The organism is Paenibacillus kobensis NBRC 15729 (assembly GCF_004000825.1).
In the GTDB taxonomy this organism is placed as follows: Bacteria; Bacillota; Bacilli; order Paenibacillales; family Paenibacillaceae; genus Paenibacillus_T; species Paenibacillus_T kobensis.
Genome location: NZ_BILZ01000001.1, coordinates 63,575 through 88,939, shown reverse-complemented (window position 1 = coordinate 88,939; position 25,365 = coordinate 63,575). Strand labels below are relative to the sequence as shown.

Here is a 25,365-nt window from a genome sequence, read left to right as displayed (position 1 = left end):
GCATGCCAGGGGTTTTCTATCCAACCATTAGATACTTAGTGCATGAAGTAGCGGCTCAACCGATTAAGCTTCGCTTGGATACTTAAGTCCCCACGGCTGCCGGATCCGGTCTAGCGTCTCCATAATTCGAACCGTTTCGTCGACAGTCATGATTGGGCTCTCCTTGCGGCCCCCACGTAGACACTCCATTGCCTCGATCGCCTGGTAGAAGTGGCCGGACGGCTCGATCTCGTGCTTGAATACGACCGGCTCATTCCCGTTCACATGCAGCGTCGCATCCTTGGCGAACAGGAATCTCGGAATTTCGATTCGCCCCTTCGTGCCGTAGATGACAGCCTCGTTGGTCATAGACACTCGTACCGAGCCATGCAGGCTTGCGGAGCGGCCGCCACCGTATTCGAACAACAGCGAGAACTGCTCGTCTACGCCAGTCTCACCAATCGATACAGTGCTCGCGATATTGGAAGGCTGCTCACCGCCGTACACCATCGATGCGAACGACACCGGGTAGATACCGGCGTCGAGCAGCGTGCCGCCGCCCTTTTCCTTGTTCAGCAACCGGCCTTCGGGATTCCAACCCGCGTCGAAGCCAAACTCAGCCTTCACGATGCGCACATCGCCGATTGCTCCGCTGTCCAGCCACTCCCGCACCTTGACGATCGCGGGCAGATACCGCGTCCACATCGCTTCCATCAGGAATAGGCCCTTCTCGCGGGCCAACTCCGCAATCTCTCTAGCCTCAGCAGCGTTGATTGTGAACGGCTTCTCACAGAGCACGGACTTGCCGCCGCGCAGCAGCGTAAGCGCGTTCTCTTTGTGGATCGTGTGCAGCGTGCCGACATAGACAATCTCGACGTCCGGATCGGCCGCGAGCTCTTCGCAGCTGCCATATGCGCGCGGGATGCCGAATTTCTCGGCAAATGCTTGCGCCTTGTCGAGCGAGCGTCCCGCGACGGCGACGAGTTCTGCGCCCGGCGCGTGCGGCAGCTCCGTAGCGAAGTTGTCCGAGATGCCTCCCGGACCCATGATGCCCCATTTCACAATGCGTTGTTCCGCCATGATGAATTCCCCTTTACCTCTCAGATAACTCTACCTTAACCGATTTGAAGGCGCTTGCAAACCGTAATAATTTGATGTTCAACTATATTCGTTATGACACAATGGATAATTCCATAAATATTTCAGCATTATCATTATCATTGTATTTGGGTATTTCATAAAAGCCAAAACTTCGAAACACTGACACTGCTTTATAAGATTGTTTCTCAGTGTCCAACCTCAGCTTTAATAATCCAACTTCCGTCGGTTTTTAAGAGTTACAAACTTCAGTTGCCGTTTTCATCGTCTGAACCATAAGGTATTCTTTCTTCACAATCTCTTCGAGTTGATGTTTGCTTTTTACGATTGCTTGGTCATGATTAGTTACAATCATTTTAATAACGGTAGTTCTATAAATTTCCCATAAATGACTTAGTTCCAAACTTTGTCCTGCTAACTCTTGATAGAGATTTGGATGAGACGACTTATCTTCTAGGAACTTAAAAAGCATGTTATTCTTCTTATGATTCTGTGCAAAGGAACTGCTTCTCAAAGCAAATATGCTAGTCTCTTTCAAAGGACCTACGATTTCTTCGAAATCCTCTACATAATCGGTCAACGCTTTTAGTCCTAACTGATAATGAAGACCATATTGCTCAAGATAAAAGACTGTGTCATCCAATAAATTGCTTCTCAGTTCTGAGATTAACGAATTCTCAACTGTAAAGTCATGGTTAAAATTCCTTATCGATCTTTCATCTACAGAAACCATAATGAATCTAACTTTTTTGCCGCTGTGAATAAGATATTGGGCAGACTCCATCATGACTTCAAGCGGAGTTTGATAATCGTGCATTCGCCCTGGAGATAAGCAATCTTCAATTACGGTGAATGCCTCCCCACTCGCACATTTCCCATGAATAAAGGTCGGATGGATAAAATGTATTTTTCCCGCTTCTCTTCCACTGGAATAAAAAAAGCGGTCCACATCGAGAAAGACATATCGCTTCTTGTCTAAGGCTCCTCGAATCATCTCACCCAGGCAAGGGATATCCGATTGCTCAAGAAGCTGATCCTCAAAGCGAAGATAATGATAGAGTTGATCGGTGTTATACTGAACCTTCGGCAGCATTAATCCTTGATGAAGCAAGCTTTCTAAATTGTCTTCAGGGAATTTCTGATTGATGATTTTTTTCCAGTACTGCGTTTTAAAAGTCAAAGGCAGCTTCTTGAAAGAGGAATCATGACGAATGAGAATCGACATCAAGTTATTATTGACACAATCAAGCCATATGTCATTAAAAGGCATAATCCGATTGGTAGGTGTCACAAGGTCAACTCCCTATGTTGAACTCACTTATTAGGTTGACAGCCAGCTCACGTCATTCAACATACCGTCGCGACGCACAATAACTTCCTTCGGAAGCGCATGAGACAGAAAATGAACATTGCCGCAGGTCAATCCGTATGCCCCCATATGGGGAAACGCAATCCAATCACCCGGCTCTAAGGCGGGAAGCTTGACGCTGCCTTGCAGCACATCTGCGGGGGTGCATAGTTTACCGCAAACCTGGTAGGATATCCGACCTTCTCCTTCGCCGGATTCGTACAGCTTGCGCTCCCCTGCTTTCCATAGTTGAAGAGGCAGTGGCTGCTTGAAGCTCCGACCCATCATGCTGGAGAAAGCTCGATGGTGGGTTCCCCCATCGACGATGGCGAAAGCTTTGCCTTTGGAGACCTTTGTGTACAGCACTTTAACCGCATAAATCCCCATCGTTGCGGCAATCCGCCGCCCTGATTCTACGAAAACCATTTCCAATCCCAGATCCCGGTTACGCTCCAGCTCCTCGGCCAGATACGCCCCGAAAGCATCGACAGGAAACGGTTCATCGCCTTCGAACATAGGGACGCCGAAACCGCCGCCCAATCCTAAGCACCGAAGCTGCAGACCGAATTGGTCCCGCACCTGCCGTGTGAGATCGAACATCATGGGAACGCTCTCCCGATAAAAGTCGAGATGAAAATTTTGCGTGCCTTGGTACGTATGCAATCCGATCAGTTGGAGCCCTTCAAGGTTAATGGCGGTTTGCACCGCCTCATTCATTTCACTGTCGTCGATGCCGAACTGGGAGGCAAGTCCGACCGATGACATACGCGAGCCTTTGGCACCGATAGACAAATTGACCCTTAATGTTATAGGAGCAGTCATGCCAAGCGCAAGAGCTTGATCGTGAATGACGAATAGCTCTGGGATGGACTCCACATTAATCGCGTAGATCCCATGGCGGAGCACATGATGAATCTCGTCCGCGCTTTTGCCAGGCCCGGTAAACACGATGCTGTACGGATTTACCCCGATAGAGCGGGCGATCTCATATTCCCCAACCGATGCGACTTCGATCGGAGAACCCCAGCCGTGTATGAGACGACATACCTCCGGATTGGGGTTGACTTTCATGGAATAATATAACGTTACGTCCCTTGGTAAGGAGTCTCGCAGTGAAAAATAATCGGAGGCCAGCTTCTTTTCGTCATACACATAAACAGGTGATCCAAACTGCTCGGTTGATTCCAGCCAAAAGGGCTGGCCCGCTTCCTGCCGATGAGACGGGCGTTGTGAAACCATAGTCATACGACAGCTCCTCTCCATTCCATGATCGCTTCCTCCAGTCCTCGACGGGCACGCTTCTCCGCTTCATCGTCCACGCCCCAGCTCAGAGTCGAGACCCTGCAAGATCGGGGGCGGTCCGCCGATTCCCCATCATGGTGGAAGCCATATAGGAATGCCCCGCCTTGTTCGGCAGAGATTCTGATCGATTTCACCTTTTCAGCAAATTCTGTGAATCTGGCTCCAGGTTGAAGCTTGAAATCATAGGATTGAGTCTCCAATCTAGCAAATCCGCGTTCGAGCAGGTGCTTACGAATCTTTAGCAAATATGTGACCATGGTTAGACGGGCGTTGATCTCGATAACCGGTATTAAGGTTCCGTCTTCATCCAGTATGGAGTCTACCCCGATGAACCCCCGGTAGCCTCGGGTATGCAAAGATTTACCCAACTGCTGCAACCGTTCGGAATAAGCCGCAATCAAGGGTTCGGGCAATTCCGGGTTCAGACGGCTCCCCCTGTATACTCCTGCATCCGTAATCCTCTGTTCGGTCATAGCCAGAATCTCGCAATTCGTTCCCCCCAGCCAAAGCTGCGCCGTCAGATGGCGCTCGACTTGATGCCAGCGTTCCACCGTTACGACCGGTTGCGAAGCTCCCCGAGAGATCTGCCTCTGGAAATATCCGAGCAGCATCTCCAAATCCGAGCCTCGATGGATATGGAACAGCGCTTTGCCGGAAGAACCGTAAGCCGTTTTAACAACCAGCCGTGCTCCGGGATGCCGTCCCTCTAGTTCTGCGCAGGCATGGCGGACCGCGTCAAGTCCCTCACAAATCGTACCGTCACTGACTGGAAGTCCGATTTCTTCACATAATTTACGCGTTGCGATCTTGCTGTTCAGCTCCACGGACAATCGAGCCGGCGGGCCGATCCACCTTCCTCCGTTTTCCTTGAGAAACTGCTCCTCCCCCTCGTCCATCAAATACGGAACTGCAATCCGGTTGCGAAACTCCTCCGTATATTCAGACGGTGCGCCGATAGCGACCCTGGGTATGGTTATCTTCTCTTCTTCCAAATAAGATAGGAATTCAGGATCCGGAGCCTCTTTCAGTAGAACCAGATCATTCCGGTCAGCCAAATAAATTTGATATAAATCCATTTGCGAAACGAGCCGGTCTCGGGACGCATTGCTAATTTGGGGTAAGCGAATATCTTGAGCGGCTTTACCTTGCTCCCAATTAATATTGGAGTACCAGAGCTTCGGTGCACTCATACCTGTCAGATGCTCCATATAAGGTGCGCTATTCATTAGCCCGTCGCCTCCGCTTTCTCCAGCTTGAGCTCGGCCTCCAGCCCTTTAAGCCAGCCAAGCTCCGACTTTAAGATTTCAAATGGCATGGCCCCGAACCATTCCAGAGACGCCGAGGCTTCGAGATGGTCCAAGATAAGGCGTTTCATAATGGCTTGGCAGTCCATTTCTCCATCGGCCAAGCGTACGATCCCTCTGCGGCTGCCGCTCGGAGAATAAATATTGTCAGGTGAGAATACTTCGCGCCATTGCAAGGATTCCACATTCTTCAGATGGAAATTTACGATCCATGGCTTCAAGCGTTCGTAGGCAACAAGGGGATCAGCACCCGATTCCCAAATGTGAAGAAAGTCCAAATTCAGCTTCAAAGCAGGATGGTCGGTTTGTCTCAACAGCCGAAGGGTGGAATCTAAGCCGTCGGCAGCGGTTCCCGGATGAGTCTCAACCACCGTATAGACCTCTTCCCTCTCTGCTAAGGCGCATAGGGTGTTCAGACGTCCGGTATAACGACTCCATTCCTCCTCATCAAGACATTCACTGCTCAGGTTTCCGGCGAAAATCCTCAGCTTATTCGTATGAAACGCTTTGGCAGCCTGAACGGTTTCCTGCCATTCCTTAAGCAGAACCTCCATGGGGAGATCCCCCATGAGAGGGATGTAATCGCTCAGCATGTTGATTTCGAGCCCGCAGCTAGACATTTCGTCCAACATGCCTCCCAATTCCTTTCCTCGTTGACGAAGCAAACCCTTGGCATGCACGCCCCACAGTTCTACACCGTTGAAGCCCGTATCAAGTGCAAAATGGAGCAGTTCCTGAAACGATACCAACTCGTGCCTGAATGAGATCGTGCATAGATTATACCTCAATCAGATCACCGCCAATTCCATTCATCCAGACCAGAAATTGAAGCTCCGCATCCTGAACTTCCCGCAGCCTGGCAAGAGCCGAGCTTAGCAGCGATTCGGTTCCAATGTTCTTGCGGTACTTCACGAGCAAGAAATTCAGTGTCGTCCATTGCTTCAAGATCCCGCTGATTCGGTTCGTCCCTTCCAGCACCTGCCCCTTGTCCATCACGCCCAGCTGGACGAAGCTATTCCATATGGAAGATCGAAGCTTGGTTATGGAAGCAATAGCGATCGAGTTCTGACTCAACCAGTTCGAGGTCTGTTCCGGGCTTAATGCAAGAGATCCCTGCAAATCATGGGCAAAGCTGTCTAGTGCGGCGGTACCCGAACTGTATTGAGAACGGACATACATCTCATAGTTTCGCTTGGATGCATATGCGAAAATATCACGCTTGTCGGGAGACTCGAACAGCTTCTGGTCTTGATCCGGCTGAAGCTCGTAGTACAAGATTTCCTCCTCTTCGGGTTCCGCCGATGCCCGTAAAAGCTCTTCTTCGGTTATGAATCCGTCGAAATCGACAATCGGATCGAAAACTCTGAAAGCGTTACGCGCTTCATCGAAGCTATCTGCGAGAATATAGTGATCGAATCCGCTCTCCGCCATGCTCAGCATATTGGGAGGGAAAAAATCCAGGTCAGCCGGGCGGCATTTCACAACCGCACGATTCCCTGACTGAACAGAATGCTTTAGCAGATCAGGTCCAGTACCCTTGTAAACCAAATGAATGCCGTACAAGAAGGGAAGGCTCTTGTTCAACCGTACATGCTGGCTCGCCGTAATAATACGCGAAACATAATTGACATTCCAATAATCCAGCAGGAACAGACCAGGATCGGCCCCTGACCGGTATAAGTGGGTCATGATGCAGGAAGCTGCACATTCCATCGCTGCCAGCTTCATCATTTCCGGCTTGGCATTCGGTATGCCCGTTTGAGTCATGCTCATTCTCCTTCTTCATTTGGGGAAATACGGCAAACAAAGGACGGTATTTTGCCGCTGACGGGATCGGCTTCGATTCGGGCTACGGTTTCTATTGACAATTCCACCGGCTTGCCTGCCGCTTGGTGAAGAAACGCGGACAGCTTGGACCGCACGTCCTCGAACTCGTTCGGTGAGGCTTCAGTCGCCAGCCGGGCGGAAAAGGATGTGTAAGTATTCTGCACGATCTGAAATTGGCGAACTCCCTTGGCTTCAGCAAGCTCCCAAAAAAACTTATCCAAATACCGGAAGACGGCGGAATGTACCTGCGCTTCAGGCAACCGGATCTGGGAAGTTCGAACGGGAAGCAGATGAAGAAGGAGACGGCCGGATTCGTGATCCCTGCGAATACTTCCGATATCCCCGGTACGGTAACGGACATAAGGCAGACTCTTTATGATCAGCGAGGTGACCAGCACTTCACCGAACTCCCCCTCCCCTGCATGGAGCCCGGAGGCCGAATCGATGATCTCCACATATACAGCGGACTCATCGATTTCCAGCTGGCCGCTGCTGTTGGCGAACGCGATACACCAGAGCTCTTCCAAACCGTAATAGTCTACGCACGGTACGCGGAACACGTCCTCGATCCGTTCTTTCTGGGGGCCGTGCAGCGTCTCGCCCCAGTTCTGGGTAAACAGGAGGGAAGAGGGTAGCGAACATCCTTCGTCACGCATATATTCGGCTAAAGCGTAGAGAGCGGAAGCCCTCCCTTGGATAAAATGAGGATTCTCCCTGATCATCAGTTCCGCATAATGCCTAAGGGACTTTGGATCCGCCAGCAAACGGTTGCTCAACAGCAGCATCCGATGCTTGGACGGCAGCCCCCACTTTTTTCTATGCTTATAAAGGGTCAGCGAGAGTTTCCATTTCTCCTCCGGGGTTTTGACGCAGCGGAATGGCACCCCGGTGCTTCCCGATGTGAACGATTCGAGCACCCGTCCCGCGCCGGGATGCTCGAAGAGAGCGCGGTTGGCTGTGATCAAGTGTTTGTCTGTAATCGGAAGTTGATGGAAATCAAAGTCCTTATAAGGGTTATAAAATGGGTACGTGCGGCACAATTCGTCGGCCAGCTCTTGTAAATGGCCCGAGGCGACTCTCATGAAGCCGCCTTGTGTTCGACAAAGTTCAATACGGCCTGAACGCTTCGGAACGATTCCGGCAGGATGTCGTCCACATCCAGCTCAAAACCGAATGCATCCTCCAGGTCAGACAGCAGCTCCAGCATTTGAATGGAATCGATTCCCAGATCATCTACCAGAGCACTGTACAGCTCGACCTCGCTTACTGGCCTCTTGGCCACAGCAGCTATCGTTTCTCTCACCTTTAAGAACATCTCTTCACGCTCGATGGACATGATCTTCCTCCTTCACCATGGATTTCAAGGCTTTGCGATCCAGCTTTCCGCTAGCTGTTCGGGGCAAAGCCGTAACGAATCGGAATTCTCTGGGACGCAAGGCCGAGGATAGCCGTTTCACGCACCAAGCATGCAGTTCTGAGTCGCTGACAGGCTCTGTGGAAGTTTCGGATACCACCACGGCAATCAGACGATGTCCCCATTGAAGGTCTTCTACGGCTGATACAGCAACATCCACCACCCCAGGCAAGCTTAATATGACGCTTTCGACCGCTTCCGGATGTACCGTGTGCCCTCCGACAAGGAGAGCATTATCGGTTCGCCCGGTCAAGTGCAAATATCCGTCCTCGTCCAGGTACCCGGTATCCCGGGTATGTAGGCCGAGAGGCCCTAGTACCTCGCTTGTGCGATCCGGATCGTCATAATAGCCGATCATCACATTGGGTCCCCGAACGACCACCTCTCCACTCTCCCCGGTTGCAACCTCCCTTCCGTCCTGGACGATGGCCAGTTCGACGCCGTTTAGGGGTATCCCGGCGGATTGCGGTTTCGTCCTCAACTGAGCGTAAGGCAAATACGAGACACGCGGGGATGCCTCGGTCAATCCATAGGAGGGCATCAGCCGCACGTGAGGCAGACGGTCAGCCAGACGAAGCAGCATGCCGGCAGGCATCGGGCCGCCGACAATGAGCAAGTGCCGGAGCGGCAACAGATCCTCCGCCACCCATTTGGCAGAATGGATTAAAGGCAGGATCGCAGACGGTACGGTGCATAAGAAGGTTACCTTGTTCGAACGGACACACCGGATCATCTCGAAGGGATGCACGAAGCCGCCGCTCAGAATAAGATTGGCTCCGCAAGCCATGGCTGCAAACCATTCCCCTACAATGGTCGAGCAATATCCCAGTGACTTCGAGAGCAGAACAGTGTCCTCGTCGCACAGAGACGTGTAGTGCAAGATCCCGTTCACATTGGACAGCATGTTGCGGTCGCTCAGCATGATGCCCTTCGGCTCTCCCGTCGAACCCGAGGAGAGGAATATCATGCGAGTGGCCTCTGGCGGTGTATACCGACGTACCGGTCGTGGAGCGGTTCCGATTCCTCTAATCGGTCCGCTTGCCATACCCGCATATAAGTAAAATGGCAGCTCTTCCCCCTGCATGTTCCATTCCTCGAGGGTTGGAAGCTTGTCCTCCGATACGAACACCGCTTCGGGTTCAAATTTACGGATGAGTCGAAGCACGTCTGGGCCTGGCATGTAGCTGTGGATGGGGAGCGGTATGCCTCCCGCCAATAGGACGGCTCCGATGACAGCCAGACATTCCGGTGTCGGGGCCATCCAGACGGCCCCAATGAATTTCGGACGCAGCCGCTCCTGCTTGAGCCGTTCAGCGAGAAGGTCCATGCGGGTGCCCCATTCCGCATAGCTTATCCAATCGGATTCACCGTTTCGCGCGGCGTAAGTAATTCCACGGTCGTGCCTCCGTGCACGATGGAACAATTCCCGGAGGGTGCTAATGTCATTCATGCTGAAACCACCTCGATCTTTACATAGGGAGTATGACATCGGAACCGTTTAAACGTGTGCACGATTATTCCTCCCAGCAAAATGATGAATAAGCGGCTTCACCCTGCGCATCCATTCCTCCATGCAAGCGGGCGCCTGCCAATCTAGGACCGACAGAGGCGATTCATTCAAACAACCTGTCGCTTCCAATAAGCTGCAATGATAAATTTCGTTCAGAGTTCTCATAGGAGATTCCAGCAAGGAGGTCTCCTCCGCCTTACCCCCTATCTGTCCGAGGGGAGCATTCAGGAGCATCCTGATCTGCGGCATGATGGTTCGATAGTCGTAATTGATAGCGTTGCGCCGTGCCCCTTGCGAGAGATTGCCGTGAAGCTTCTCATCAAGCAAAATCTCGGTGCAGCTGTGAACCAGCCCGTCCAGATCAATCTTCGGATGTTCATTGAACCAATCCACTTGGACGAAGGAACCATCCTCACCGTCGACAAGCAGCTCTCGAAAGCCGTCCCAATTGGTGCAGACCACAGGAAGACCGTACGCTTTCGCTTCCAAGAGGTTGAAGCCGAACGTCTCTCCCGGATCCGTGGAGAGGTTGACCAGAAGCTTGGATTCCCGAAACAGGCGGTCTTTCTCGCTCCCATGGACGGGACCCGTAAACTCAACGGCTTGCTCCAGTCTATATTCTGCCACGATGGCTTCAAGCCGTTCTTTATATCGCTCCGCTTCCAGCAGAGTCCCCGTATATTCTCCAGCAATAGTCAATACAGCGTCCGGAACACGCTGCTTTAAGACCGCCATAGCCTCTATGAGCACATGAATGTTCTTTACCTCTTCCAGTCGCCCGATGGATAGCAGACGGTTACCGGCAAGCGGTCGAACCGGTTCCGCAGCCTGCATGGTGTCGATGCAAAGCGGGATCTTATGGGCATAAGCATACCGGGGTGAGACATTAACCAGTGCCTGTCTGCATGACTCTGTACTGACAAGCAGCACATCCTGTTCTGTGATCCAAGGTGCACAGGACAGCCAAGTTGTTAGCCAACGGGCGGAAGCGACGGAATGGGCAATAACCATGAACCGAAGCGGGAGCTTGGCGTAGCTTCGAACCAGCATCAAGTAAGGCATGAAATATGGAGCGTTCACATAAAGCGTATCGATTCCGTATTCCTCACATAATCGGGCCAGCCGCTCCGATGCTTGCGGAAGCGAAGACATCGGCTGCTTGGAGAACTGGCGAAGCGAACCTCCGAAGATCTTGGCCAAGCGTACCGGCGGAATGCGGACCAGCTCCGTATATTCGGCCAGATACCCCGTCCATTGATCATCAATCACCCGTTCGTTCAACCGAGGGGAATGGCCATTGAAGCAGCCCACCCTAGGTTTACGCTCCGTTGGCAAATCGGGGTTTCCATCGACGATAGACATCGATCAGTTCCTCCTTCAGCTGCTGCTCCGTCCTGTGCAGCTGCTCCACCTTATCCACTAGCAGTCCGATTTCCCCGTTACGACCCGGCATGGACGTACGGATCGCCAGGAACGCGAGTGCACCCCACATTCTGATGAATCCTTCCAACCGCTCCAGGTACAGCTCGGCACTTTGAGTAAGCGCTTCCGAGAAATATTGATAAAGCAGCCCGTAACTGTATTTGCGTTTGGATAGAATGCCCAATTGGGCAAATGCATCCTTCAAGGACCCGGGCGGATAAATATCGGGCGACTCCACCGTCTGCATAACCCTCCGCCTCACCATTCCGGTTAGCGATCGTTCACCCGGATCGGTCTCTATCGTTTCCTCGAAGATTTTCGCTACCTCACTACTATCCGGCGCATGGAGCCACTCGGGATGAAGCAGCAAGCCCCCGCCCAACTCATTGCTAAGAAAGGCATCTTGCACCTGGCTCATGGCCACTAACCCTTCCCATCCGAAATAGCGATCATATACCACGAATTGATCGCCCCGGATTCCGTGTACGATGACAAAATGGGGCTGATGCATGGTTTGAAATGTTCTTTTTTGATAAGGCATATGAAACAGGTCGAGCTGTACCAGAACAGGTAGATCCTGATTACGCCGCAGGACCTCCAGAAACATCTTCAAATTGTCGAGCTTCCCGTTCCTGTAGTCATACCACTCCACGGCCCCTTCCCCGTACAGGCGGGTGAACAGCCTCAAATATTCGGACGGCATGATGTCTGCTGAGTAATAGGACAGCTTGCCTTCCTCCGTTACGCTGAATGGCGCGTCCCAAGCACCGATATAGAGCGGACGTTCATCCCATCCGGCTTGCTCCAGGCCATAACCGAGTCCGTTAAGAAAGCAATGGGCTTGTTTCACGTTAAACCTCGGTTATAGCGGCCCTTTTGGCCAAAATGCGTTGTGAAATCACGCGCGCGGTGGCGAAGTTTTCCTGCAGAAGCTCGTCGTCCTCGAAGAAAATGTCGTATTGCTGTTCAATTTGTATCATCAGGTTGACCAGCAGTACCGAATCCACGCCTGCGTCCTCCAGCGAAGAGTCCCCATTCAATTCCTCCGCCAGCTCCGGTCTAGAGGTCAAATCAGCCACCCGCTCAATCACGAATTGTACGATATCCAGTTCATTCACGTTAACCACCATATCCTTTCTACGATCTCATGATTTGTCTTGCTTAGACGATGTGCTCCCCCTGCAGGGCGTGGATGAAATCGACTATAGAACCGACCGTTAGGAAGACGGCAGGATCCATCTCCTCTTCGGGCACGGTTACGTTGAACACCTCTTCGATGTATACCACCAATTGGAGGACCATGATCGAATCAACGTTTAAGTCTTCGTACAGCCGATCTTCCACTTTAATGATGTCCGGGAGAGAAAGCTCCAATTGTTCACTCATGATCTGCCTCAGTTGAGATACCGTTTGTTCCTTATTCATCAGTTACCATACTCCTCTTCTACCAATTGTTTTCGCATAACCTTCCCTGTACTCGTCTTCGGAATGTCCTCCGTAAAAGCAATAAAGCCCGGAACTTTATATGCAGGCAGAAACCGCGTGCACCACCTCTTCACCTCCTCCTGAGACAAGTTATCGCCCTTCCGAACGATTCGGGCTTTGACCGCTTCCCCCCAGACGGGATGCGGAGCCTTGTGCACGACAGCTTCCTGAACGCCATCCAACCGCCGGATGACATCCTCCACCTCGGAGGGAGCAACCTTCAGTCCTGATACATTAATGAGATCGTCCATCCTGCACTGAACATGAAGCCTGCCGTCGGACCAATATCCCATATCCCCGGTATGAATCCGGGCTCCGCCTGTGGCGATGATGATTTCATCCGGCTGATCCCGAGTACCGGCTCGTTCAATTGCCATATGCTCCAGAAGCAACCCGGTATCCGTAGGACCGGAGGGACGGTCGCCAATCGAGATGCAGCCCGCTTCAGAGCACCCGTATTGCTGGATCACCTCCACCCCTGAATCGACGAGCCTGTCCAGCAGTCCTGAAGACATTGGGGAACCGGAAGTGACCATCTTTCTAAGAAGCACTTTCTCTCTCATCAAGCTGAGCAGAATTTGATAGAGGAAGGGCACCGCATACACCACATGGCGATCATGATGCTGCATAAGATGAAGAACGAACTTCGGGTTCTTGTCCGTCACGATAACCGGCTCTACCCCGCGCTGTAGAGCGGAAAGCGTGCCTGCGATTAATCCGAAGGAATGGGATACGGGCACCAGAATGATCGGTCTGTCCTCCCCGCTGCAGGGCAGCATCTTGTTGTAGGCTTCGATTTCCATTTGAACATGAGACCAAGACCGTTCAACTAGCTTAGGTGCGCCGGTCGTGCCGGAGCTGAATTGAAGCAGGGACGGCTCCCCGTTTATTCGGTCCGGGCTTGAGTGTAGAGGGTGAAAGACGGCGCCGCCTCCTGCGTCGGTCAGCATCCCCATGCAGCCTGCGTCTTCGGCCTGACGAATCGCCGTTTCAATCGGAGTATCGCCGTTAATTAGAAGCACCGAACCATCATTCCTAATAATCAGCTCCGTGGCGGCCAGAATATTCAACGGTTCCTTCATGCATACAGCAATCCGCCGTTCCTTCCAGACGGAGGAACCCCTTAATGCGTATATCGCGTTTATTCGGCGTTCCAGCTCCTGCCGGTCATAATGTTCTTTATTAACAATGAACATGGGGTCTCCTTTCCTGTAGTGTTTTTAGTGTTCCGATGACCGTTATTCAAAGGCTTACCGATTCCGAAAAAACATCTTACTTTCTCATAAAAAACGGCCCTCTGGATTTCAAGACACGAATTACATCGTTGTCATTTGCTTTTTTTTCGCTATATAACGATCATTTTCCTTCTGTGTCAGTAAATATAAACTCGCTAATTCACTAATCGGAAATGTAAGATATATTCTTCATTGGGCTCTCTTGCAACGGAAAATACCATCTTATCTGCCGATTTGATACGCGATCTGCACAAAAATAGCCCACTGGGGTTTCCCAGCAGGCTGAACGGAATATAACAATAAATTTTGAACTTTTGTAGCGAATATTTCTCCTCCGTTTCCCAGCGGGGCCAAGTCCTCTCCATTAACCGTATCCGCTGTCAGGTTACATTCCGGATAATGTCCTTTAGTTCAATCAGAGTCTTGATTCGATATCTTGCCTGTGAGAAGTCATGTGTTTTTGTGAAATCGTTATGGACAATAGCACAATCGATACCTGCTGCCACGGCTGAGTTCAACCCTCTGTTTGAATCCTCTACAACCAGCGTCTCTTCTTTGGCAGCTCCAAAGCGATTTAGGCCATTCAAGTATGGTTCCGGGTGCGGCTTGGAGTGCTCGTAGTCTTCCCGGACAAGAACAAAGTCCATGAATTGTATAATATTACGATTTTCATGGATGATTTCAAAATCCGCACGTTTTGCAGTCGTCACGATGGCCATGCGGGCATACTTTGACAGTTCGGCTAGGGTTTCGACTACGCCTTCAATCTCTATAGCTTCTGTTCTTAGATATTCCTGATAATAGACGTTGCGAACTTCTCGCTGCTTGCTGAGGGTCAGTTCATCTATACCTGCCGCCCTTGCTTGGGACCAGGTGCCCATTGACCGGGTCATGTCGCGGAGGTACTGATCTTTATCCAAAGTAAATCCAATGTCAGCCAGAGCGCGTTCTCCCGCTTTGTAATACCAGAATTCAGTATCAACCAGAACACCATCATGATCGAAGAGTATGTACTTTTTCATTGTTTCGTTCTCCTTTGCATCGCCCATGATAATCAGTCCTCTTGGCTAGTTGCCATATCAAATATCGAAATACCTATTCACCTAATTATATCACTAGACTTCATATCAATTTCCACTTTTTCACAAAAACAGCCCGCCGGGGATTCCCAGCAGGCTGAACGTAATAATACATTAAATTTTGAACATGCCCATTAATGGCATAATCGACTTCACCATATTAAGTCCGAATTGAAAAGTCGGTAACATCTGTTTAAAAGATCCGAAAGGACCGCTCTGCTGACCTCCGCCTGCAGGACCTGAAGGACCTTCCGAATCTCCTTGTTGTTGAACTCCCGCTCCAGTAAAACCTGACGGCCCGGATAACATCGGCTTAAATAAACCTGCTGCCATGGGACCAAAAGAATTGAGCGCACCGATTCCCCCGATCAAGGAACTCAGCAGTCCCGATACTTGGACTTCCGGTGTCTTCGAACGATTAGTAAGGTTTACTCTCCCACAACTTCTGGTTTCGGAAAGGATGAGCTGATGGTTATGAATGGCTTGAACCGTTCCAACATAACAGTTACCGTCATTTAACAGCACGCATACGGGCTGCCCGATGCAACGGTAAGCTTTTTTGACCGCAACCATTCTACCCTCAGGTTTTCTTTTGTTAGGAGCTTTCCTGGATGCCATCGTGTTACCTCTCTTCTCAATTAGAAGTCGTGTCAATCACAATTAAATACAGAAGAAAGGCAAAATGAATAGCGAAGCAAGAATGGCAAATGGAAAAAAGAAGCCACAGCCTCCACCCCAACCGCCATAACCGCCACCGTAACCGTCATAATAACTGGACAGTCTAGCTTGATGCATAGAGCGTATTTGTTTTTTAGAATCTTTGCCGTTCTGAGCAGAAGATATAGTGATAGGCATGCTGTCAAAAGTACAATCCTCCAGCATTAACCTGCCATCTCCTACACCCTTTATCGTTCCGATAAAATGCCTTCCGTCATACGTAACCCCGCTCACCCTCCGTCCGATGTACGGATAGACCGTATGATGGGAAATTGGAAACACTTCCTGCATAACTTCATTCCTCCCAACCTGCAGCTTGGATATTCTAGATTATGAGAAAATCTGCTATAAGGACTGTACGATTGTCTTCTATATAGAAAAAATCGAGAGCGATGAAAGGTGTAGTCATGGCTGAAGTTATGCATAAGATATCGGAAGAGGAAGAGGTGCAATGGCGATGGATTATCATACATTATTGGCCCGGCTCGGCGAAGGAAGCGCGCATCCAGGCGGTTTCCAAGCGACTAAGGATTTAATTGGACAAATCGGCTTTCCGCGCGGTTCAGAAGTACTGGAGGTTGGATGCGGAACAGGCCGGACTGCGTGTTATTTAGCCAGTTTAGGCTGTAACGTGACAGCAATAGAACGGAACAAGGATATGATTCAAAAAGCGACTCACCGTGCGAAGACAAGCGGACTTCCCGTCCGCATCGTCCAGGCGGATGCCGCCTCCATGCCCTTTGCGGATGAGACGTTTGATGCCGTGTTTACGGAGTCGGTTACGGCATTTACCCAAGGAAGCACCGCGATACGCGAATACTGGCGAGTGCTGAAACCAAAAGGCGTCCTCTACGATCGCGAACTGGCCTTTGCTATTAAATTATCCCCGGTGCAAAAGAAAAAGCTCCAGTCGTTTTACGGACTGCAGCATATGCTAACCGCTTCAGAGTGGCTGAAGCTGATAAGCAAATCAAAGTTTCATCATTACTCGGCCTCACCTTTTACGCTAATAAAACAACCGGCCAACGATAATGACCCTCTTCGGGTAATCGATCACGAGCTATTCACGAAACCAGATGCCGTTGGCATGATGATGAAAAATGAACGCCTGATGAGCAGCTTCTCAAAAGTGATGGGCAGTATTGTTATTACGGCGTGGAAAGAGTGAATGAAGATGCTGTGTATCTACTCTTCTCTTTTTGCTTATTGATCCGTATGAACTTCAGTCATTTCAAAAGCACGATTCGTTTTTCTTGATTCATCCGCTGCATTAAGCAGGATGTCTGCTACTGCGACAGCATTTCGAATATTACGGAGCACGAACACTGGCAAATCGGCATCAGTAGAAATGACCGTAATATCGCCAATGCCCCAAATACGCTCCCACAAATTTCGTTTAGTAGAACCATCACGAATTCTGTACAATCTAATTTCCTTTCTCTTGCGGGTCAAAACCCCAGACTCCATAATAATTCTAGTGTTAGAAACGGTGTACTTAGTAAATGACGGGAGGCCGTAATTGAATGGCTTGCCTGACCATAAAATTCTCTCTTCCATATGATCACCTTACCTCCATGGTCTCTTCTCTCCTTACTGTTAATCAAACTGTATGTCTGGTTTCAGCAGTTAATACTCGATTAATCCAAGGTAACATACGTCGTTGATAAGAAGTAAATAACGAAATGGCTCCATCATAAAAAACAAATAAGCCGCATTAAATGCGGCTTCTTAATGATACGATATTCTTGTTACCCGACATTAAACTCGCTGTTTATAACTACAGCTGTTATTTTTTGCTGCCAGATAGCAATAAACATTATCCTAATTATCGGTATTTTGTAAAACTATAGTCAACATTCCCGTCCAATAACGTAGGTCCAGTTACTCTCATCGTTAAATCCTTATCTTCAATAAATCTCACTTCAATGGGCAACGATTGAACGTGAAACAAGTTGTATGATATTGGATTTAGTTTTGATCTTGTCCATACTTGAGGCAGCCCATCAATAATTAAATATTCGGATTCAATTTGTATGGAGCAGTCTGAGAGCCCCTCTTGATGTGCAATGTATGTTCCGACTAGATGTTTATAGTTTTGTTCACCTTTCTTCCCATCATGTTCTTGCTGTATATCCAGGAAGTCCAGCACCTTTTCTCCATACAATGACCAATTTCCTTCAGAATTTTCGATGGAGATTCTAGAACAATGGAGGTTACGGAATATCTCATCGGTAATTCTGCGATATTCTTCCCAATACGAAACCATGCCTTCAAATCCATTTAACCCAAGTCTTTGACCATAAATAGATTGAGTGGACGCACGAATAAAATTCTCCTCAGTATTACCACCTCTTCGTACGCATATCTTCTTAAGTGCAGCGCCAACGTCTTCCTGATAAAAATATATGAGTTGTGGATTTAATGGCGTGATAATTTGTTCAACATCCATTACATACCTAAGAATGTCTTGTTCCGGTACATCAAAGGGGAATAAACTCCAAGTCAAGTAACCAAGTAAACAACTGTCAACAATAATGATTTCAGAAGAGGATTGAATTGAACTCACAAATTCTTTCCACTTTATTAATGCCTTTTTCATGATATCGCGATAGTTACCACTCGTTAATTCATCAACCACTTGTTGCATTGAGTTATAATCATCGTAAATGTAAACGGGATGTCCTTTCTCTTCCTCATACCACCATTTATGGTGATACCCTCTTGAGTTCAAAACTTGAGAAATGAACTGTGCAGTCGTTGACTTTCCTGAACCAGGAATACCCTCTACCATTATTAATTTGGTGTTTACCATCGGCGACCTTCTCTCGACATCTCATTAGCACTCTGCATCTAAGAGTGCTAAGATTCCTTTTCTTAAGGATAACACGGTCAGCTTATTGGTCAAGAAAATAATGGATCTCTATTAAGTGAAACTGCCTGCCGTTGTAAATTCTTGTGCAGGTCCTTTATTATCTTACCTTCTTATTTCAGTGGGATTATCATTTAAGTATTCTTTGATGGTTTTTCTCCAAAAAATCTGGGCCGGAATATTCCAATCAAACTGACTTACTCTCCATTTACCTGTAAACAAATTAAATGCTTTTTTTGCCGCTTCTCTACCAATATTCTGTCTTCTATACTTCCTAAGTATAAAAAAATGATTCAAGAATATAACGTTTTCTTCAATCAACTTTCTGATTACAACGAAGCCCACTAGTATTCCTTTAAATCTAATAAAATAAAGGTGGAAGTTAGCATCTTCGAACCAATTTCTAGAATCAAAATTAACAACATACAAACCGTTCTCATTAATATCGCTTCCACTCAATTCAGACAAATCATACGCAGCCAATTCAACAAGATTATTTAATATACTTAATTCATTTTCATCTATACTTTCTAATGTTACTGCCACGTAATCACTTCCTAAAATGAATTTTGACGTTACTTGTCCGTTACTTCAACGAACAACGGCACCCGATCGTACTGCCGGGTGCCGTCATGTCACATTGAGCTATAGTCACCCGTTAGTGTAATCGGCTGTTGTCGGATGTAGTCAGCGTCTCGTGGCTCTTTCTCATCAGAATACCCGCCAAAAGATAACAAAATGAAGTAACTAAAAATAACTTAAAAATACTAGGCGTCATAGCTAGGTAGAGGCTTAAAGGTAATGACCAAAAAAATGCGATGAGCAGGATGAAACGTTTCTTAACAAACGTGCCTATTACTGCAACAAATGCTGGAGTTAAAAGAAATGCTCCCGTTCTTATCAGAACATCATTACTTGGTGAAGCAGAATTATAGGGGTTATTGAAGTTTAGAATAAGCCATAGCACTATCGTTCCTAGAGATGAAAGGACGCTAAAATATCCCCAATATTTCACCTTATTCCTCCTAAGGAACAGTATTTTTATATATCATAATATACCACATATTGGAAGTGTCATTAATCCATTGATTTCACCAGATCTACCATCATTTCCCTAACTCAGGTTACTTGAAGACTTGCATGGTGTATAGGTTATTTCAGGGCTTAATAATTGCTTCCAGAGCTTCTGAGGCTATAGTCTTGGCTGTCTCCTTACCATGTTCAGTACTTTCCACAATGGTCTGCAGCGCTTTCTTCGCGATCTCTAGCCGTTCGGCTAAACGGTCAGCAATTTGTGCGATTTCGATGGTAAAATCGTCTGTTAACTCGCCATTATTTATTATAACAACCGCAGTAAATTCGAATCTATTCTTAATCTCATTCATCTCCTTTAGGTTGGTGAATAAATGTATCCTTAAGTTCCACCGCGATATCTAAGCGATCGATTGGACGATTTAAGAATGATTCAAGCCGATTCTTAACATCAAACCAATCCTCATCAATGACACTATACATCACATAGTCTAATCCATAATATTTTTTTCTTAGTACTCCTTCCTTCTTCGCTCCTAATCGTTCAATAGCTTTTTGCGAACGGCTATGAGTTGTTGTCGTAATGATTTCAACACGTACCGCTTTCCATTCTTCAAATGCATATTTTAGTAACAAATACTTACACTCGGTGTTTACGGCTGTTCTCCACACTTCAGGAGAATACCATGTCCATCCGATGTTCAAGTTCTTGTGCGCAGACGAAATCCTTAAATATCGGGTCATGCCAACCGTTCTATTAAGTGTTTTATCATAAACAACAAAAGGGAATTCTTCTCCGTTTTCCCTTCCTAAAATTGCGGTGCGTATGAAGTTCTGCATTTCATTTAAACTTTGGATTTTGCACGGGAGATTTTCCCATATTTGAGGAGATTGTGAACAATGAAATAAGGAATCTGCGTGTCCCAACTCAAGTGGGATTAATGATATTCTTTCACCTTCTAATTGAACGAAACTCATTACCTACGCTCCTTCCGAATAATGGTAGTTAACTATTCATTTCTTTGTATGTCCCCAATACCTGCATTGCCGCCACCGCACTATACTGCCCGTTAGTTGAGCGAAGGCAGCCGATCGGCCGGTTGACTTCTTTTGTGGTGGAGCTAATGTTCTCCGTTAGGAGCATATAGAACTATCCATAATAACTACAAAGCTCTTTGAAAATTAAGCTTGCATTCTTGCGTTGTCGTAGTAACGTAATCCATATAATTGACAGAACCGTTGAAGTTCAAATAAGCTTCATAACGCAAACGAATTGCAGGTAAAGTAATGAAATCTAGAACATTTTCCTTTGGCACCCATTTACAATCGCTCGTTTCATCAGAAGTAGTTAGTTCTCCGCCAACAACTCTGCACACGAAATCAAACATGACCTTCGTAGGAACATCCGTCACACCGTCATACCACTTATGGACCGCTGTATTGGATATTACATTAACTAAATGACTAACGGTCGCGTCGATTCCACTTTCTTCTTTAATTTCACGAAGCACGCCATCAATTAGAGATGGAAAGATACCTCAACCGCTGTATGACGATCCCAATGAGCAAGTAAAGCCGGGCCATCTTCATATTCAAAATCATAAAGTGTCTTTTTCCAGAAGTCTCTCCCTTTCTCAGGCACAACCTTCAACCATTGGCCCTCTTGCCGGACAGATAGCGGGGGATTAAGCCATACTCCCTCTTCCCATTTCATTCGATTTCTTTTTTGCTCTGTCATACACATAGCCTCCGTATATATGGTGATTCGATTCTAGGAAACACCAACGCTTCTTTTATCTAACTTCCTAAAAGCAGAGTATTCCCGATTGGATCTAATAAAATCTAGTATCCTGTTGGCGCATTCGTGTGGTCGCATGGTTTCAGTATTGACTTCGATGTCATACTCCTTAAGGGAATAAACCTTATCATACTGTGAGACGGCTAATCCGCTCTCTCTGTCTCCCCTTAGTTGCTCTCTTCGAATAAGTTCCTCTTTCGAGCAAGTTACTCCTACCAAGAGTACAGGATGGCCGTTTAATAAATCCAGAAACGCATTAAACCTCTCGTCAGTATCATTGACTGTATCTACAACTAGATTCATCCCCATTGCAGACATATATTTAATAGTGGAATAAAATATAGTAACCAATGGATCGATAATGATATCGTTCGAAACTTGGATATCTTCTCCATCGACACTTGCACATTTGGTGTTCAAAATAATAATCATCGAGTATCGTTCAGATAACGTTAGCGAGCATAGTAATATTCTGCCATATCTATCGTATTCGTGTCATGATTAAGCAATCCTGCTCGTTCATAAAAGGTGTTACTGGATTATATATTGTTACATGGATATGTTCTTGTCCTTCTACAATAAATGAAAAAGCCCGCGTTTTCCGCGGACTTCATCTTCATTCAGCAGTTGTTCTTGTCACTCGATAGTTGTTATTCGTTTCTTCGTCACTGGACTCGTTTATTAAATGCAGCAGCTTCCGTCTTCCAGCTGGCACGCTTGTTGCTTCTCTTGTTCTCCGTCGCCGGCCGCTGCCGCAGCAATTTCGGTAAGGGCAGAGCCGCCCGCATCTTGAGATACAGGAAGCGCGTCTTCACTGTGCTGCTGAAGCTTCAAGTCGATGTGAGGACCAACCGTATTCAGCAGTTTACAATGCTCCCTGGTTTCTTGAAGCAGCTTCACGCGCGTCTCGCAGTCCACTTCGGCGGAGAAGGTTAATGTAAATACAACGCTAACGACTTTCCCTTTGCTATTAACAGTGTCTTCAGCGATAACTTGAGTCACCGCTTGAGGATAACCATATCCGCGCGCCCGGTGGTTAAGCGAACCGCCGACGCACCCGGACAGTGCGATGAGCCACAACTCCCCTGCCCTGAACCCGGCATCTTCCCCGCCTTGTTCAACTCCGCGATCCAGTACTACACTGTGCGTTCTTGCGACAGCCAATTGCTTGGAATCCGATAAAACCGTAAGTTTGCTCTTCACTTTGTTGCCCTCCTCAAGGTTTTGGTAAATGCAATGCCGATACGTCCCTCCTGCTGTAATCAACCCTTATAGCTGTCCCGCCAACGCAGAAGCTTTTTCTCCAAAAATTTCACTAATGAATCGGTAGCCGTTCCGACTGCGGCGAAGATGATAATACCGACAAAGACGACGGAAGTCTGATTGAATTGCCGTGCATCCATAATCAGATAGCCGACCCCTTCGCTCGAACCCATCAGTTCAGCGACAACGAGGCCCAGCCAAGCAACACCCAGCGACAAGCGCAAGCCGAGCAGGACGTTCGGCAGCGCCGATGGAATGACCAGACGGGTGATTTGCTTCCATCTGCTGAACTCCAGGACCCGTGCGACGTCGAACAGCTTCGCGTCCGAGTTCCGGATACCGAGAAACGTATTGACGTACAGCGGGAAAAAGGCGCCTTTTGCGATAAGAAGTATTTTCGAGAGCTCGCCAAAACCGAACCAGAGAATGAACAACGGCGTGATGGCGAGATGCGGGATCATGCGCAGCATCTGGATCGATGGATCGACCGTTTGCTCGACGCGGCGAAGAAGACCGGATGCCATCCCGAACAGTAAGCCAAGCCCTCCTCCGAGCAGGAAACCGATGGCAGCCCGCTGTACGCTGATTTTTAAATGCTTGAACAAATCCCCGGACTTCGCCAAATCGACGAACGACGATCCGATGGCATACGGTGTCGGCAACAGGTTCTTCGAGATCAGATCCATATTCCCGGCGACTTGCCAACCGATCAGTACGACGACAGGCAGAATGAGTCCGATGAGCCAGTTGCTCCACTTGCTTTGTGTTTTTTTGCGAGGCTTGTATGCCGGTTGTCGCGCTGCCGGTATAGCCGCTTGTGCTTCTTCCTGTGCCGCAATCGGCCGGGCAATGGTTTTGGTTGTGTTCATTTGATGCCCCTCCTTCAAGTTAAATGCCTTGATTCTCTCTTCAATAGATCTCTCTTCAATAGAAAAGAGACTTCCCCCCGCCAATTCGTACTTCGTACTGTCGGCTTAAAGAAGTCTCTGGTGATCCAGTAGACGATGTTTTTTAGTTGTCGCTGGCAATCGCCGCCGATATCTTCTGCGAGCACCTTAGCGGTAAGCTTACGATCGGTCCGACGGATCAGTTTAACCTGTTTTTTACTCTTATTTGCATCCTATCATTCCCTTTTCCGTCATGTCAAGAAGTATTCCTACTTGATTTATCGGATTTAAAATGGTACAGTAATTTCCAATCAAGCAAGCCGATTGGACCACCAAAGGCCCCTTGATCTCGGAGTTAGTCCGAAGATCATGGGATCTTTCTGTATCCGACTCCGCTTTCGATTCATCCACAATATGATTAGGGGGAACCAATGCATGAGTAAAGAGACGAATCAAATGCATCTCGGCGCTTTCCTGTTCAACGTCGGTCACCATGTCGCGGCATGGCGGCTGCCGGAAACAGAACCGGAACGCATCATGGATGCGGAGCTGTACCTACAATGCGCGCAGATCGCGGAGCGAGGCAAATTCGATATGCTGTTTCTCGCCGATACGTTGGCCGTCTTCGACCGAAATGGCACACAGCTCAAACATAACGTAGCCATACGGCCGGAGCCGATCACGCTCCTCTCCTACTTATCCGGCGTTACAAGCCATATCGGCCTGACGGCAACGGTCTCGACGACTTACCATGATCCATACAACCTCGCGAGAGAATTTGCCACGCTTGATCATTTGAGCGGCGGCCGCGCCGCCTGGAATGTTGTCACGTCCAGCCGCAACGAGGAAGCCGCCAATTTCAGCAAAGACGATCACCCGGAACATAACAACCGGTACGAGCGTGCACGTGAATTCGTCGAAGCCGCCTCCAAGCTGTGGGACAGCTGGGAAGATGACGCGATTATAGGTGACCGCGAAGCCGGTTTATTCGCAGACTCCGACAAAGTGCATGAAATTCATCACAAAGGTGAGTTTTTCGCTGTGAAGGGCCCGCTTAATTTGCCGCGTTCTCCGCAAGGCCGTCCAGTCATCATCCAAGCCGGCTCCTCGGAAACCGGCAAGCGGCTTGCCGCGGAAACGGCCGAAGTTATTTTTACCGCATGGCAGACGCTTGAAGAAGCGCAGCAATTTTATCGCAGCGTAAAATCGCAGCTGGCCGACTTCGGCAGATCCGAAGACTCGCTCAAGATTATGCCTGGCATTCTGCCGATCATCGGCTCTACGGAAGAAGAAGCGAAGCGCAAGGAAGCCGAAATTCAAGAGCTCGTCCTTCCGGAAATCGGCTTAGCGATGCTGGCAGGGTCGCTGAACGTCGACTTGTCAGGCTATCCGCTCGATGGACCGCTGCCAGAGCTTCCCGAATTAACACAGATCAATGGGAACAAAAGCAGATTCCAGCTTGTAGCCGATATGGCTCGTCGCGAAGGGCTTACGATCCGCCAATTAATGTATCGAGTGACGGGAGCTCGCGGACACCGTACCTATGCCGGAACGCCAGAGCAGATAGCGGATCAGCTCGAAGAATGGTTCACGAATGGCGCGGCAGACGGCTTCAACATTATGGCGCCTTTCTTGCCGGGAGGTCTCGAATTATTCGTCGAACACGTCGTGCCTATTCTGCAGCGGCGCGGATTGTACCGAACGGAATATACGGGCAGCACGCTTCGCGATCATCTCGGCCTCGCCCGGCCAATCAGCAGATACAGCGTATCTGCGTCCATTTAATTAGAAGGAGT

29 protein-coding genes are annotated in these 25,365 nt (G+C 48.6%); 2 read left to right on the top strand and 27 right to left on the bottom strand.

Going from position 1 to position 25,365, the window contains the following annotated elements:
- Positions 1–63 precede the first annotated feature (63 nt).
- The 17 genes from PKO01S_RS00420 to PKO01S_RS00340 all read right to left on the bottom strand — a co-directional run bounded on the left by PKO01S_RS00420 (position 64) and on the right by PKO01S_RS00340 (position 16,011).
- Entirely contained in the window at positions 64–1,059 is a 996-nt protein-coding gene (locus PKO01S_RS00420; RefSeq protein WP_127529307.1) for a Gfo/Idh/MocA family protein, read from the bottom strand.
- 250 nt (positions 1,060–1,309) lie between these two features.
- On the bottom strand, positions 1,310–2,368 hold the full coding sequence (locus PKO01S_RS00415) for a hypothetical protein (RefSeq protein WP_127529306.1): 1,059 nt from the start codon (positions 2,366–2,368) through the stop codon (positions 1,310–1,312).
- A gap of 30 nt (positions 2,369–2,398) precedes the next feature.
- A complete protein-coding gene (locus PKO01S_RS00410; RefSeq protein ID WP_164779400.1) occupies positions 2,399–3,670 on the bottom strand; it encodes a type III PLP-dependent enzyme domain-containing protein in 1,272 nt (423 codons plus the stop codon).
- Positions 3,667–4,953, bottom strand: a complete 1,287-nt coding sequence (locus PKO01S_RS00405) for an ATP-grasp domain-containing protein (protein WP_127529304.1) — start codon at positions 4,951–4,953, stop codon at positions 3,667–3,669. The genes PKO01S_RS00410 and PKO01S_RS00405 overlap by 4 nt, the downstream gene beginning before the upstream one ends.
- Positions 4,953–5,819, bottom strand: coding sequence for a sugar phosphate isomerase/epimerase family protein (locus PKO01S_RS00400; protein WP_127529303.1), 867 nt, complete (start codon positions 5,817–5,819; stop codon positions 4,953–4,955). The genes PKO01S_RS00405 and PKO01S_RS00400 overlap by 1 nt, the downstream gene beginning before the upstream one ends.
- Complete coding sequence (locus tag PKO01S_RS00395) at positions 5,809–6,798, bottom strand: hypothetical protein (protein WP_127529302.1); 990 nt, start codon at positions 6,796–6,798, stop codon at positions 5,809–5,811. The genes PKO01S_RS00400 and PKO01S_RS00395 overlap by 11 nt, the downstream gene beginning before the upstream one ends.
- A gap of 2 nt (positions 6,799–6,800) precedes the next feature.
- Positions 6,801–7,940: a phenylacetate--CoA ligase family protein gene (locus PKO01S_RS00390; RefSeq protein ID WP_127529301.1), complete on the bottom strand. Its 1,140-nt coding sequence runs from the start codon at positions 7,938–7,940 to the stop codon at positions 6,801–6,803.
- Positions 7,937–8,194: an acyl carrier protein gene (locus PKO01S_RS00385; protein ID WP_127529300.1), complete on the bottom strand. Its 258-nt coding sequence runs from the start codon at positions 8,192–8,194 to the stop codon at positions 7,937–7,939. Before PKO01S_RS00385 ends, PKO01S_RS00390 begins: the two co-directional genes overlap by 4 nt.
- A complete protein-coding gene (locus PKO01S_RS00380; RefSeq protein ID WP_164779399.1) occupies positions 8,178–9,722 on the bottom strand; it encodes a class I adenylate-forming enzyme family protein in 1,545 nt (514 codons plus the stop codon). The genes PKO01S_RS00385 and PKO01S_RS00380 overlap by 17 nt, the downstream gene beginning before the upstream one ends.
- Positions 9,723–9,770: 48 nt before the next feature.
- Positions 9,771–11,144 carry a glycosyltransferase family 4 protein gene (locus tag PKO01S_RS00375; protein ID WP_127529298.1) on the bottom strand — a complete coding sequence of 458 codons (1,374 nt, stop codon included), beginning with the start codon at positions 11,142–11,144 and terminating at the stop codon, positions 9,771–9,773.
- Complete coding sequence (locus tag PKO01S_RS00370; protein ID WP_127529297.1) at positions 11,101–12,054, bottom strand: DUF6005 family protein; 954 nt, start codon at positions 12,052–12,054, stop codon at positions 11,101–11,103. Before PKO01S_RS00370 ends, PKO01S_RS00375 begins: the two co-directional genes overlap by 44 nt.
- A gap of 1 nt (position 12,055) precedes the next feature.
- Positions 12,056–12,322, bottom strand: a complete 267-nt coding sequence (locus PKO01S_RS00365) for an acyl carrier protein (RefSeq protein WP_164779398.1) — start codon at positions 12,320–12,322, stop codon at positions 12,056–12,058.
- Positions 12,323–12,365: 43 nt separating this feature from the next.
- Positions 12,366–12,629, bottom strand: coding sequence for a phosphopantetheine-binding protein (locus PKO01S_RS00360; protein WP_127529295.1), 264 nt, complete (start codon positions 12,627–12,629; stop codon positions 12,366–12,368).
- Positions 12,629–13,885 (bottom strand): AMP-binding protein, encoded by a 1,257-nt coding sequence (locus tag PKO01S_RS00355; RefSeq protein ID WP_127529294.1) that lies wholly within the window; start codon positions 13,883–13,885, stop codon positions 12,629–12,631. Before PKO01S_RS00355 ends, PKO01S_RS00360 begins: the two co-directional genes overlap by 1 nt.
- Before the next feature lie 419 nt (positions 13,886–14,304).
- A complete protein-coding gene (locus PKO01S_RS00350; RefSeq protein ID WP_246070386.1) occupies positions 14,305–14,973 on the bottom strand; it encodes an HAD family hydrolase in 669 nt (222 codons plus the stop codon).
- A 144-nt stretch (positions 14,974–15,117) separates the two neighbouring features.
- Entirely contained in the window at positions 15,118–15,621 is a 504-nt protein-coding gene (locus PKO01S_RS00345; protein WP_127529293.1) for a hypothetical protein, read from the bottom strand.
- Between the two features lie 42 nt (positions 15,622–15,663).
- On the bottom strand, positions 15,664–16,011 hold the full coding sequence (locus PKO01S_RS00340; protein WP_127529292.1) for an LSm family protein: 348 nt from the start codon (positions 16,009–16,011) through the stop codon (positions 15,664–15,666).
- 160 nt (positions 16,012–16,171) lie between these two features.
- Between PKO01S_RS00340 and PKO01S_RS00335 the strand changes: the two genes are divergently transcribed.
- Positions 16,172–16,888 (top strand): class I SAM-dependent methyltransferase, encoded by a 717-nt coding sequence (locus PKO01S_RS00335; protein ID WP_246070384.1) that lies wholly within the window; start codon positions 16,172–16,174, stop codon positions 16,886–16,888.
- Between the two features lie 35 nt (positions 16,889–16,923).
- Here PKO01S_RS00335 and PKO01S_RS00330 read toward each other — a convergent pair whose 3' ends face one another.
- The 10 genes from PKO01S_RS00330 to PKO01S_RS00280 form a co-directional block, all read right to left on the bottom strand.
- On the bottom strand, positions 16,924–17,277 hold the full coding sequence (locus PKO01S_RS00330; protein ID WP_127529291.1) for a PH domain-containing protein: 354 nt from the start codon (positions 17,275–17,277) through the stop codon (positions 16,924–16,926).
- 268 nt (positions 17,278–17,545) lie between these two features.
- Complete coding sequence (locus PKO01S_RS00325; RefSeq protein ID WP_127529290.1) at positions 17,546–18,532, bottom strand: P-loop NTPase family protein; 987 nt, start codon at positions 18,530–18,532, stop codon at positions 17,546–17,548.
- 162 nt (positions 18,533–18,694) lie between these two features.
- A complete protein-coding gene (locus PKO01S_RS00320; RefSeq protein WP_164779397.1) occupies positions 18,695–19,135 on the bottom strand; it encodes a GNAT family N-acetyltransferase in 441 nt (146 codons plus the stop codon).
- Positions 19,136–19,247: 112 nt separating this feature from the next.
- Positions 19,248–19,604, bottom strand: coding sequence for a hypothetical protein (locus tag PKO01S_RS00315; RefSeq protein ID WP_127529288.1), 357 nt, complete (start codon positions 19,602–19,604; stop codon positions 19,248–19,250).
- A 362-nt stretch (positions 19,605–19,966) separates the two neighbouring features.
- Positions 19,967–20,599 carry a GNAT family N-acetyltransferase gene (locus PKO01S_RS00305; protein ID WP_127529287.1) on the bottom strand — a complete coding sequence of 211 codons (633 nt, stop codon included), beginning with the start codon at positions 20,597–20,599 and terminating at the stop codon, positions 19,967–19,969.
- 185 nt (positions 20,600–20,784) lie between these two features.
- Positions 20,785–21,132: an NUDIX hydrolase gene (locus tag PKO01S_RS00300; protein ID WP_246070383.1), complete on the bottom strand. Its 348-nt coding sequence runs from the start codon at positions 21,130–21,132 to the stop codon at positions 20,785–20,787.
- Between the two features lie 8 nt (positions 21,133–21,140).
- Positions 21,141–21,359 carry a DUF1349 domain-containing protein gene (locus PKO01S_RS00295; protein ID WP_127529286.1) on the bottom strand — a complete coding sequence of 73 codons (219 nt, stop codon included), beginning with the start codon at positions 21,357–21,359 and terminating at the stop codon, positions 21,141–21,143.
- A gap of 33 nt (positions 21,360–21,392) precedes the next feature.
- Positions 21,393–21,851: a phosphotransferase-like protein gene (locus PKO01S_RS00290; RefSeq protein ID WP_127529285.1), complete on the bottom strand. Its 459-nt coding sequence runs from the start codon at positions 21,849–21,851 to the stop codon at positions 21,393–21,395.
- A 249-nt stretch (positions 21,852–22,100) separates the two neighbouring features.
- Positions 22,101–22,622: an OsmC family protein gene (locus PKO01S_RS00285; protein ID WP_164779396.1), complete on the bottom strand. Its 522-nt coding sequence runs from the start codon at positions 22,620–22,622 to the stop codon at positions 22,101–22,103.
- A 59-nt stretch (positions 22,623–22,681) separates the two neighbouring features.
- Positions 22,682–23,551 carry an ABC transporter permease gene (locus tag PKO01S_RS00280; protein ID WP_127529283.1) on the bottom strand — a complete coding sequence of 290 codons (870 nt, stop codon included), beginning with the start codon at positions 23,549–23,551 and terminating at the stop codon, positions 22,682–22,684.
- A 453-nt stretch (positions 23,552–24,004) separates the two neighbouring features.
- Here PKO01S_RS00280 and PKO01S_RS00275 point away from each other — a divergent pair, with 453 nt between their 5' ends.
- Complete coding sequence (locus PKO01S_RS00275; protein WP_127529282.1) at positions 24,005–25,354, top strand: LLM class flavin-dependent oxidoreductase; 1,350 nt, start codon at positions 24,005–24,007, stop codon at positions 25,352–25,354.
- The last annotated feature ends 11 nt before the right edge of the window (positions 25,355–25,365 follow it).